The following is a 12,204-nucleotide window of genomic DNA, read 5'->3' on the forward strand; positions in this document are numbered from 1 at the left end:
CAAAAATGATGACAACACCAACCCCGTTAAATAGAATGGCGCGTGTAAAGGCGCGATGCTTCGCGCCTCTAATACGCCCATTCATTGTTCAACATCAAAATGAAAACCGTCAGCATTCAAAACGTAATTTACCTTAGAATGTAAACATGTTCTTACCGGGATTCAAAAATGATGACAACAAAACGTTCTCTTTAACACCGTTGAAAAAAAAACACATGTGAAAAACACCAACGACGTTGCATCATTAATGTCGCAATCAACAAATCGTATCCAGACCGCCGGGGTATAAATTTCAAAATATAAACCAATCACATTCACCGGTCGAAACCGCAGGTTGCAGATCCCGCCTTAGCGGGGCGGATGAACGTGATTGATATTTAACCCCGGATTAAAATCCGGGGCTACAATAACGATCGTGCCTACAGCACTGCTACGTTAAATATTGAATCTACCTTGGAGAGGTCCAATATCTGTCGAAAAAGATACCCGAATGTTAATCGCCGACGCTGTCCATTTACCTTACATGCGTACTCCCAAAAGGTCGTCGGTGAGATCGCTTCGCTAAGTGCGAGTACCTCAACTTAGCGCAGCGCTTTCACGTGGTCATTGAGCGCAGTCGAAATGCAGCGAAGCAAGTAATGCGGCGCATACGGCCTCTCGTTGGTCGTAGGCTTAAATCAAGTTGAACCTTGTTGGTTTTTTTTGAAAACGCTTGTCAAAGAAACATATGTTTTGTAATTTCAGGCTCAATGGATTTGAAATCAAAATTGAGAGTTGAGGGTTCGAAAAATTGCTCTGGAGACATTATTGGTCTAAATAAGATTAGACAACTTAAGGAGTCAAATTACTATGTCATCCCTCAAACCCTTGATGGGGATGCGCCTAAAGAGTTTGTAAGTGCTTATTTTTATTCTAAATCAAATAAATTTCACAAAAAGAACAGTAGTTCATGGTACAAGTATATCGCGAAAACGGCTGAAAAGTGGTATCCCATCGAGTCTATTACTGAGTTTACAATAAACAAATTAGGAGAGACGCTGGGTCTCAAAATGAATGAATCTGAATTGGTTTATTGTAATGGTCAGATTCGTTTTTTCAGCAAATATTTCCTCAAAAAGGATGAGATTCTACTTCATGGAGCAGAAATTTGCGGTGATTACTTAAATGATCGCGTTTTCGCAAACGAAATTGCAGGTGATAAAAATACGGCTCGGGAATTTTTCACCTTTGAATTTATTTGTGAAGCCTTAGATAAGATATTCAAAAGTCATTCGTTTAAATTAAAACTTGAATTTGTAAGAATGCTGGTTTTCGATTGTCTCATAGGAAATAATGATAGACATTTTTATAATTGGGGTGTTATCGCAAATACACGTCGTAGTGTGAAAATGCCTATCTTTGCTCCCGTTTATGATTCGGCTAGAGGGTTGTTTTGGAATCAAAGTGATGAAAAAATTAGACACTTTCATTCCCTATTAAGCAATCCCAATAGCAGAAAAATAGAGAAATATTCGAAAGTATCACAGCCTAGAGTTAGTATAGAAAGTAATAAGAATGCTAACCATTTTGAGCTAATAGAGTATATTATAGCTACTGATGCTAGGTATAAGGCTGTGGTCATCGATTTGTGTTCAGAATCTAATGAGAGGGAAGTTCTGGAGAGATTCAGGAATGATTGTTGTTGCTTTATGATTAGAGAGCGGCAAGATTTAATTGAACAGTTACTTAAACGGAGATTTAAAACGACGCGAGAATTAATATCATGATACAAGGAATATTTAACAAGTTATTTTCTAAAGGTGATGCCCCTCATGACTTTGCGCCAATGGAGCAGGTTGGGCAAATGACACTTAAATTAAATGATTTAGTTATTGGTTTTTTGACTTGTACAAATGGTGAATGGACATTCAAATATTCCGATGAATTTCAGAATCAGAATGAATTCCACTCTATTGTTGGCTTTCCAAAATTAGATAAAGAGTATAAATCTAATGAGTTATGGCCTTTTTTTCAAATCCGAATTCCCGGATTAAAACAGCCAGCCATCATAGAAACGATCAAAAAAGAACATATCAAGAATAATGAGTTTGACCTACTAAAACGATTTGGACGAAAATCAGTCTCAAATCCTTACGAATTAGTATAATGAATTTCCCACCGGCAGAAGAACGTTGAGTTTTTTTAGCTTTTAGCTGTTGGCCTTTAGCTGTTGGCTTTTGCGTTCGTCCTTATAGAAACCGTTTTTTCCTTAGACCGCCCCCCGCCCCGCTCCGTTGGGCATCCGCCCTGCGGCAAACAAAGACTCATCTCTGCCGTCCTTCGAGAAGTCGAATATGTATACAACTACGAATCAGATGATATGTCGCGTCGCTCCGCTGGGCATCTGCCCTGCGGCAAACAAAGTTTCATATCTGCCGCCCTTGGAAAGATCGAATATTTATCGAAAAAGATGTTGGCATGTTAACCACCGACCCTGTAAGGGTCGCATGTTTGTAGAATAACGATTGGTAGATTAACAAGGTGTTGGCGGCATTTTTGACGATTCATTAACCACCAAAAACAGCACAGAAAACGTAATTTACCTTGGAATGAAAACATGTTCTTACCGGGATTCAAAAATGATGACAACACCAACCCCGTTAAATAGAATGGCGCGTGTAAAGGCGCGATGCTTCGCGCCTCTAATACGCCCCGCTCCGCTGGGCATCCGCCCTGCGGCAAACAAAGACTCATCTCTGCCGTCCTTCGAGAAGTCGAATATGTATACAACTACGAATCAGATGATATGTCGCCCCGCTCCGCTGGGCATCCGCCCTGCGGCAAACGAAGTTTCATTTCATTCCACCCTTGGAAAGATCGAATATTTATCGAAAAAGATGTTAGCATGTTAACCACCGACGCTGTAGGTGTCCCATGTTTGTAGAATAACGATTGGTAGATTAACAAGGTGTTGGCGGCATTTTTGACGATTCATTAACCACCAAAATAGCATTCAAAACGTAATTTACCTTGGAATGAAAACATGTTATTTCCGGGATTCAAAAATGATGACAACACCAACCCCGTTAAATAGAATGGCGCGTGTAAAGGCGCGATGCTTCGCGCCTCTAATACGCCCATTCATTGTTCAACATCAAAATGAAAACCGTCAGCATTCAAAACGTAACCTACGTTGGAATGAAAATATGTCCTTACCGGGATTCAAAAATGGTGACAACTAAGAAGCGATCTCTTGAACACCATTAAAAAATAAACACGTGTGAAAAACACCAACGACGTTGCATCATTAATGTCGCAACCAACAAACCATATTCACCCCGCCGGATTAAAAATTTAAATATAAACTCAAATCATTCACCGGCGGACGGACGTCAAGAAACGTACGATACTACACATATTGCACCCCTACGACCAACGGGAGTGCGTATGTACGACCATTTGGGAGTCCGTACGCGCCGCGTTGAGGTACTCGCACTTACGAAGCGATCTCACCGAAGGTAAATGGACAGGATGCTCCCTCCGTGCATATTTGAAACATTGTGCACCAAAACTCTTCTCCATCTTAGTGCACTATTCTAACTAAAAAGCGATTGATGAAACGCTTCATTTATTTCTTTACTCCTTATTAATCAATAGGCAAAGGTGTGATACACAATTTCAACTATTGATGAGCTGTTTTCGTCAACTCAAATATATCCTCACTAAGTATCTCTGAAAATCGGTTTGCGGCAGCTTCATTAAAATGAGTAATATCTGTAAAGTCAGTCATTTTAAAATCATGATTTTTGCTGTAATTAAAGTAAAACACTTGCTTATTATCCACAAAATCATTGATGAACGAATTAAACAACTCTCGTTCGGCGGGCGTATGTGCCTTTAGTTCATTTTCCCGCAAAGGAGGCATTACCATAAACACGGTAATACCATTTGCCCTGCACAAATCAATGATCTTTTTAAAATAGTTTACTTGAAAATCAAGCCGGGTTAGATCTCTTTCTACTGTGTTTGTTTCTTTTGCTTTTCCGGGTTTTATAAACTGTCCGTTTTCACGCTGAAACGGCTTGTCTTCTACTCGCTTTAGTCCACGCAGCTTCATTGGATTTACATTGCCTAAATAATAATCTATTTTTTGGAGCAGCAAATTACCTTCGGGATAATCATTCATATAATCGGCACCTAATAAATCGCCGTAAACATAATTTCTTGTGTCAGATTTAAAACTAAATTGATGATAGTCAACACCAAGAATTACTTTATTGAAAACCTTACCGTTATCAAGTACATATTTCAGTTTGAAGTAAAGCTGGTTATAGGTATCGTTATCATGAGAGAAGTTGAAAGTCTGGCAATAGAATCTATCCGGATTAAGACCTCTATAAAGTCGGCTATTTCCCAAAATCAATAACTCGTAGTCTCTACTTAGTGAATTCTTAAACGACTGATGAATTTCCTGTTTGGTAGTTGGCCCATATTGAATGGACAATACATCAGGCATAAAAATCATTGCTGCGATACAATAAATCAGAATTGGAATAATGAACAGCGCTAGTTTCCGGAACATTTTTCTCATAGCCTAAAACTGAAAATAGATGAATTCCTGCTTCTGACCGCCAAAGAAGAATATTGCGAAAATAATTACATAATACAGTGCATATCTGTACACTCGCTTCCATGAATGGCCCATTTTTTCAAGAGTATATGCATTTTCTCTGCCCAGCCATTCCATAACAATGAAGATTACAACCAACAGTATTTCAGTTTTTGGAAAGATAGTATAGGTACTCATTTGTATAGAAGGAAGTACAAAGAATTCCTTTGTAAAAATCCCGGCAATATACCCGAACGCATGACCAACACTATCTGCCCTAAAAAATATCCACGCAATGACCGTAAGTCCAAACGTTCCAACCATTCCGGCAATTTCGCGAAAGCTTGGAAAACCATGTTGGCCAATGACATCCAGATTTCTGCGGTTCTTGCCAAATAATAAAAGTGGCAAAAAGTAAATGGCATTCAGACCTCCCCAAATCACAAAAGTCCAATTGGCACCGTGCCAGAACCCGCTTACCAGAAATATGATAAACACATTGCGCACCACTTTGGCCATAGAGCCACGACTACCGCCTAAGGGGATATACAGGTAATCGCGAAACCAGGTGCTAAGCGAAATGTGCCACCGCCGCCAGAATTCTGCAATATCGCGCGAGAAATACGGAAAAGCGAAATTTTGCATCAACCTGAAACCAAATAGACGCCCGGTACCAATAGCAATATCGGAGTATCCCGAGAAATCGCCGTAAATCTGAAAAGCAAAGAATACACCGCCCAAGACTAGTGTTAAGCCGCTGTACTGATCCGAATTATTGAAAATAATATCGGCGTAGGCTCCGCAGTTATCGGCTATGACCACCTTCTTAAAAAGTCCCCAGAGAATTTGCCGCATCCCATCAACCGCTTCGGGGTAGCTAAACTTCTTTTTGGTAAAAAACTGGGGGAGCAGGTGTGTGGCGCGCTCGATGGGGCCGGCCACCAGCTGCGGGAAAAAGCTAACGAAAGCCGTAAAGGCCATAAAATCGCGCGTGGGCTCCAGCTGCCTTCTATACACATCAATGGTATAGCTAAGGGTTTGAAAAGTATAAAAGCTAATCCCCACCGGCAGAATAACGTTCAGCGTGCCCGCCTGAAAATCGTGCCCAAAGAATGAAAAAGCGGTAATGAAATTATCGACAAAGAAGTTGTAGTACTTAAAAAACCCCAGCAGCCCCAGGTTTACCAGCAGACTCGTCCACAGCAGCACCTTCCTTTTACTCACCCTTTCGGTCTTGCCCATTTGGAGTCCGATGGTGTAATCTACTAAGGTGCTAAACAGAATAAGCGATAGAAACCGCCAGTCCCACCAGCCATAAAACACATAACTCGCCAGTACGATAAGGCCATTCTGCTGCTTTCGGGTTTTAGTTACGAACCAGAATAGCAGAAAGACTATCGGTAGGAAGATTGCGAAATCTAAGGAGTTGAAGAGCATTGCCTATGGCCTTGTTGTTTTTAGTTTTTGGTTTTTGGTTTTTAGACGCGCGAACCTACGAACTTAAACTGTGTTTTAAAACACCGTTGTTTGTTTTTTGCCACCAAGTCTGCTCCGCTGGGCATGCGCCCTGCGGCAGTCGGAGTCTCATCCCAACCGCCCACAGCTTTCAATAAGCAACCCCCCTCTACCTCTGGGAGAGGGATGGGGTGAGGGATCTGGCCTATTCCAAGATCTTAGCAAATGACCCTCTCCACCAACTTCCCCGCTCCGCGGCATTTATTCCCTACGGTCATGAGATCGTTGCACTAAGTTGCAATGCTGCGGAATCCAACTTCTCGCTCCGCAGCATCTGTGCTGCTGCGGAATCCAGCTTTGATCTCCGCTGCGCTGGGTATCAACCCCCGCAAAGCGGGATCTAAAGACCTGCGCCGTTTCGTAAACAGACACGACATTAAAAAAGGCAATTATCATAAGGTAAAAACTGTCGTACTTACAGCACTACCCGACTCTATTTACCAACTTGTACCCCGGATTAAAATCCGGGGCTACAATAACTATCGTGCCTACAGCACTGCTACGTTAAATATTGGATCTACATTGACGAGGTAGAATATTTATAAAGCAACCTGTAGGAAGGCTAATCGCTAATACGGTGCTACCCCGCTCCGCAGCATCTGTGCTGCTGCGGAATCCAGCTTTGATCTCAGATACGCTGGGCATGCGCCTGCGGCAAACGAAGTTTCATTTCATTCCACCCTTGGAAGGATCGAATATTTATCGAAAAAGATGTTAGCATGTTAACTACCGATGCTGTAGGTGTCGCATGTTTGTAGAATAACGATTGGTAGATTAACAAGGTGTTGGCGGCATTTTTGACGATTCATTAACCACCGGAAACAGCATTCAAAACGTAATTTACCCCGCTCCGCTGGGCATCCGCCCTGCGGCAAACAAAGACTCATGTCTGCCGTCCTTCGAGAAGTCGAATATGTATACAATTACGAATCAGATGATATGTCGCGTCGCTCCGTTGGGCATCCGCCCTGCGGCAAACAAAGTTTCATGTCAGCCGCCCTTGGAAAGATCGAATATTTATCGAAAAAGATGTTAGCATGTTAACCACCGACGCTGTAGGTGTCGCATGTTTGTAGAATAACGATTGGTAGATTAACATGGTGTTGGCGGCATTTTTGACGATTCATTAACCACCAAAAACAGCATTCAAAACGTAATTTACCTTGGAACCCGCTCCGCTGGGCATCCGCCCTGCGGCAAACAAAGTTTCATATCTGCCGCCCTTGGAAAGATCGAATATTTATCGAAAAAGATGTTAGCATGTTAACCACCGACGCTGTAGGTGTCGCATGTTTGTAGAATAACGATTGGTAGATTAACAAGGTGTTGGCGGCATTTTTGACGATTCATTAACCACCAAAATAGCATTCAAAACGTAATTTACCTTGGAATGAAAACATGTTCTTACCGGGATTCAAAAATGATGACCACACCATTTAAAAAAAAACGTCGCATAACGCGTGACGTCTCAAAAGCTTCGCGTCGATGTTGACCACCGACGCTGTCCATTTACCTTCGGTGAGATCGCTTCGTACCTCAACGCGGCGCATACGGACTCCCTCCGGTCGTACATACTCACTCCCGTTGGTCGTAGGCGTCGAATGTTTGTAGATATAAAGGTTCGTAGTCTGCCAAAAGTTAATACCACAGGTTTATAAATTCACTTATTTAGTGAACTATTTTGCGTTTATTTGTATCTTCGCACTGTGACAAAGGAAAACTATGGAAATAAATTTCGAGAAAGACTACCTGAAAGAACTGTATGAAGACGGCAGGGCTCGAAGCAAAAAACATAGGTTTCAACCAAAACTTATCAAGAAATATATACAAACGATAGATAAATTAAGAGTCGCAAAAAATACAGAAGAGTTATATCCTATTAAAAGCCTGAATTATGAAAGGCTGATCGGAGATAAAAAAGGATTAGAATCTGTAAGAGTAGATGGCAAATATCGAATAGAATTTATCACTACTGAGGAAGGCGAAGAACGGAACACCATTACAATATGCTCAATTATTGAATTGAGTAATCACTACAAGTAAATACGCGCAAAGATGGAAACAAACAAAATTTTAATACCAGCACAAGCAACACATCCTGGAGTGCTAATTAAAGATGAATTAGACGCGACACCTCAACTAACCCAAAAAATATTGGCTATGGAATTAGGGGTGCAACCATCATTCTTAAATGAAATAATCAAAGGAAAAAGACCGGTAACCGCCGATATCGCAATTTTATTAGAAAAGATACTCGGTATTTCAGCAGACTATTGGATGAAATTTCAGTCTCAATACGAGATTGATAAAGCAAGAGTTAAACAAAAAAACCTCAAAAAAGTAAAGAATATTGAACAATGGAGCATTATAAAAGAATATGTTCCGGTCCGGTATTTAAAAAAACACAATTACCTAAATGATGACATTGAAAGTGACATTAAAACAATAAAGAATATTTATGATGTAGAAACTATTGATGGGCTGGTAACCTCTTTTTCTGAAGATAAATTTGCCTATTATCGCAAGTCAGAAAAATTAAAAATAGATGACAAAAACATGTTCGCCTGGAGTGCTTTAGCTCAATATGAAGCTAAAAATCAGAAAGCGAATACTTTTAAATTTGACAACCTAAATCAACTCTGTTTAAATCTGAATAACATATTCTACGAAAACTCCGGTACACCAGAAAGAGTTAAAGCTGCTCTGAATCAATTCGGAGTTAAAATGTTGCTAATTAACAAACTAGAAAAAGCACCTATTGACGGATTTTCATTTTGGTCAGAGAGAAATCCGGTAATTGCCTTGACTTTGAGATATAATCGGATTGACAATTTTGCATTTACAATTATGCACGAAATTGGACATATTGATTTGCATTTGAGAAATGATAAGGACAGAAAATTTATGGACTTAACTAGAAAGCAGAATTTGGACAAATGCGAGAACGAGGCCGATACTTACGCTCAAGAAAAATTGATTCCCAAACACATCTGGCAAGATATATCAGAAAATCATCTCCCACTCAACGACGAAAAAATTATAGCTCTGGGAGATGAACATAGAATTAATCCCGCCATCTTGTTAGGCCGGGTTTGCTACGAAATGGATTACTACGCGATGAAAACTTCGATAGATAAGAAAATGAAATAACGGTCCCCGCTACGCTGGGCAAGCGCCCCCGCAAAGCGAAACCCGCTCCGCAGCATCATGCCTTCGGCTTGATCCAAGATCTGCGCTGCGGCGGCAGAACGAAGTTCCATTGCAGCCCACCCTTTAAAAGATCGAATATTTATCGAAAAAGATATTGGATTGTTGACCACCGACGCTGTAAGGGTCGCATGTTTGTAGCAGCAAAGGTTCGTTGTCTGCCATGGTGTTGGCGGCATTTTTGATGATTCATTACCCACCGGAAACAGCATTCAATACGTAATTTACCCCGCTCCGCTGGGCATCCGCCCTGCGGCAAACAAAGTTTCATATCTGCCGTCCCTGGAGGAGTCGAATATGTATACAACTACGAAGCAGATGATATGTCGCGTCGCTCCGCTGGGCATCCGCCCTGCGGCAAACAAAGTTTCATATCTGCCGTCCCTGGAAAGATCGAATATTTATCGAAAAAGATATCCGAATGTTCACCACCGACCCTGTCCATTTCGAGTACCTCAACGCGGCGCATACGGACTCCCTCTGGTCGTAAGGGTCGCATGTTTGTAGCAGTAAAGGTTCGTAGTCTGCCATGGTGTTGGCGGCATTTTTGATGATTCATTACCCACCGGAAACAGCATTCAAAACGTAACCTACGTTGGAATGAAAACATGTTATTTCCGGGATTCAAAAATGATGACAACACCAACCCCGTTAAATAGAATGGCGCGTGTAAAGGCGCGATGCTTCGCGCCTCTAATACGCCCATTCATTGTTCAACATCAAAATGAAAACCGTCAGCATTCAAAACGTAACCTACGTTGGAATGAAAATATGTCCTTACCGGGATTCAAAAATGATGACAACAAAACGTTCTCTTTAACACCTTTAAAAAATAAACCCATGTGAAAAACACCACCAACGTTCCTCATCATTTTCGAAATCAACAAACCATATAAAGTTTCATGTCAGCCGCCCTTGGAAAGATCGAATATTTATCGAAAAAGATGTTAGCATGTTAACCACCGACCCTGTAAGGGTCGCATGTTTGTAGCAGTAAAGGTTCGTAGTCTGCCATGGTGTTGGCGGCATTTTTGATGATTCATTACCCACCGGAAACAGCATTCAAAACGTAACCTACGTTGGAAAACATGTTATTTCCGGGATTCAAAAATGATGACAACACCAACCCCGTTAAATAGAATGGCGCGTGTAAAGGCGCGATGCTTCGCGCCTCTAATACGCCCATTCATTGTTCAACATCAAAATGAAAACCGTCAGCATTCAAAACGTAACCTACGTTGGAATGAAAATACGTCCTTACCGGGATTCAAAAATGGTGACAACTAAGAAGCGATCTCTTGAACACCATTAAAAAATAAACACGTGTGAAAAACAACACCTACGTTCCCTCATCATTTTCGAAATCAACAAACCATATAAAGTTTCATGTCAGCCGCCCTTGGAAAGATCGAATATTTATCGAAAAAGATGTTAGCATGTTAACCACCGACCCTGTAAGGGTCGCATGTTTGTAGCAGTAAAGGTTCGTAGTCTGCCATGGTGTTGGCGGCATTTTTGATGATTCATTACCCACCGGAAACAGCATTCAAAACGTAATTTACCTTGGAATGAAAACATGTTCTTACCGGGATTCAAAAATGATGACAACACCAACCCCGTTAAATAGAATGGCGCGTGTAAAGGCGCGATGCTTCGCGCCTCTAATACGCTCATTCATTTTTCAACATCAAAAAGAAAAACGGTACAAATCCACAAATCAGCACATATAAATATTCCCCTATTAAATCATATTGTTGTATATTTACGTACGTCAAATTGTAAAAATACAATCATGAGCACAAAGCCAACATCAAAACGATTGTCTAAAAGTACACGGGCAACTACGGTTGCAGCTTCTATAAACACCCCCACTCGTTCAACCAAATTTTCACCCACATGGGTTGTTGGTAACGCCAAATATTCTCCTGATTTTAAACTTGAGATCATTAAACGCATTCGGATTGGTGTAAAGAAAACGGATTGGAAAGCCTTGATTCGTAATATTGGAGCAACCGAAAAGGAATTTGAAAACATCTTACCGACATCAATAAGTAGTATGCAACAGAAAACGGTGTATGGCAAGGAAACTTCAGAGCGAATCTACGAATTGGCAAGATTGTTTGGCTTGGGATATGATGTATTTGATACCAAGGATGATTTTAAGAATTGGTTAATGACCCCGTCAAGATCTCTTGGCAATAAAAAGCCATTTGATTTATTGGATAGTAGTCTTGGATTTGAAATGGTAGAAAGCGAGATCGTTAGGATCCGGTATAATGTCTATAGCTAATGATCGTTTATAGAATTGCTAACGCCAGGTATAAGGACAAGACTCTTTCGGGAATTGGTGCTGAAAAAGTTGGTGGACGTTGGAATGAAGTTGGCACAAGAGCAGTATATTGCTCCGAGAATATCTCTTTGGCACTACTCGAATATTACGTGCATTCCGGCAACATTGCTTATTTACCCAAAGAAATTTTAGTTGCCAAAATTGAATTTCCTGATCAATTTTTAATTTCCGATTTGAATAATCTTCCCGATAAATGGAATCACTACCCTTACTCTTCCACAACAACTTCAATCTTCACCAACTTAGCCAAAGATAGAAATCTATTTGCGCTGCGCGTTCCTTCGACAATTGTAAATTTGGAATCGAATATCATTCTGAATCCCTTATACAAAGATTTTGGAAAAGTTGAAATCGTTGAGTTTATTCAACTAGCTATTAATGAAAGATTAAAAAAGAATAAACGCGGTTAAATTTCCACCATACTCTTCAATCTGAATGAAATCTCGTAAGCCAGCGTCAAGATCGAAATTCCTAATTAAAAGTTCACAATTCGTAATTAATCCTTCGTAATTCACAATTCACAATTCAAAATTCAAAATTCAAA

General features: G+C 40.7%; 10 protein-coding genes. 7 read left to right on the forward strand and 3 right to left on the reverse strand.

The features are described 5' to 3' along the window. Positions 1-749 precede the first annotated feature (749 nt). Both G3O08_RS17580 and G3O08_RS17585 read left to right on the forward strand, forming a co-directional pair. On the forward strand, positions 750-1,766 hold the full coding sequence (locus tag G3O08_RS17580; protein ID WP_163286770.1) for a HipA domain-containing protein: 1,017 nt from the start codon (positions 750-752) through the stop codon (positions 1,764-1,766). Continuing rightward, entirely contained in the window at positions 1,763-2,146 is a 384-nt protein-coding gene (locus tag G3O08_RS17585; RefSeq protein ID WP_163286771.1) for a HipA N-terminal domain-containing protein, read from the forward strand. The genes G3O08_RS17580 and G3O08_RS17585 overlap by 4 nt, the downstream gene beginning before the upstream one ends. A gap of 1,515 nt (positions 2,147-3,661) precedes the next feature. Here the strand turns inward: G3O08_RS17585 and G3O08_RS17590 are convergent. Together G3O08_RS17590 and G3O08_RS17595 are read right to left on the reverse strand one after the other, a co-directional pair. Further along, a complete protein-coding gene (locus G3O08_RS17590) occupies positions 3,662-4,561 on the reverse strand; it encodes a hypothetical protein (RefSeq protein WP_163286772.1) in 900 nt (299 codons plus the stop codon). A 12-nt stretch (positions 4,562-4,573) separates the two neighbouring features. Next, entirely contained in the window at positions 4,574-6,025 is a 1,452-nt protein-coding gene (locus tag G3O08_RS17595; RefSeq protein ID WP_163286773.1) for an MBOAT family O-acyltransferase, read from the reverse strand. Between the two features lie 318 nt (positions 6,026-6,343). On the opposite strand from G3O08_RS17595, the gene G3O08_RS17600 reads away from it, so the two are divergent. From G3O08_RS17600 to G3O08_RS17610, 3 genes are all read left to right on the forward strand, one after another. Beyond that, positions 6,344-6,637, forward strand: coding sequence for a hypothetical protein (locus G3O08_RS17600; protein WP_163286774.1), 294 nt, complete (start codon positions 6,344-6,346; stop codon positions 6,635-6,637). Positions 6,638-7,825: 1,188 nt separating this feature from the next. Further along, complete coding sequence (locus G3O08_RS17605) at positions 7,826-8,146, forward strand: type II toxin-antitoxin system RelE/ParE family toxin (RefSeq protein WP_163286775.1); 321 nt, start codon at positions 7,826-7,828, stop codon at positions 8,144-8,146. Between the two features lie 12 nt (positions 8,147-8,158). Beyond that, entirely contained in the window at positions 8,159-9,253 is a 1,095-nt protein-coding gene (locus tag G3O08_RS17610) for a HigA family addiction module antitoxin (protein ID WP_163286776.1), read from the forward strand. On the opposite strand, the gene G3O08_RS17615 is transcribed toward G3O08_RS17610, so the two are convergent. Next, on the reverse strand, positions 9,214-9,522 hold the full coding sequence (locus G3O08_RS17615; RefSeq protein ID WP_163286777.1) for a hypothetical protein: 309 nt from the start codon (positions 9,520-9,522) through the stop codon (positions 9,214-9,216). The two genes, G3O08_RS17610 and G3O08_RS17615, sit on opposite strands and share 40 nt — an antisense overlap. A gap of 1,580 nt (positions 9,523-11,102) precedes the next feature. Here G3O08_RS17615 and G3O08_RS17620 point away from each other — a divergent pair. Together G3O08_RS17620 and G3O08_RS17625 are read left to right on the forward strand one after the other, a co-directional pair. Next, the gene (locus G3O08_RS17620; protein WP_163286778.1) at positions 11,103-11,600 is read left to right on the forward strand and encodes an antitoxin Xre/MbcA/ParS toxin-binding domain-containing protein; all 498 of its coding nucleotides are present in this window, start codon (positions 11,103-11,105) and stop codon (positions 11,598-11,600) included. Then, the gene (locus G3O08_RS17625; protein WP_163286779.1) at positions 11,600-12,070 is read left to right on the forward strand and encodes an RES family NAD+ phosphorylase; all 471 of its coding nucleotides are present in this window, start codon (positions 11,600-11,602) and stop codon (positions 12,068-12,070) included. Before G3O08_RS17620 ends, G3O08_RS17625 begins: the two co-directional genes overlap by 1 nt. Positions 12,071-12,204 lie beyond the last annotated feature (134 nt).

It is taken from the genome of Cryomorpha ignava (genome assembly GCF_010686655.1).
Classification (GTDB): Bacteria; Bacteroidota; Bacteroidia; order Flavobacteriales_D; family Cryomorphaceae; genus Cryomorpha; species Cryomorpha ignava.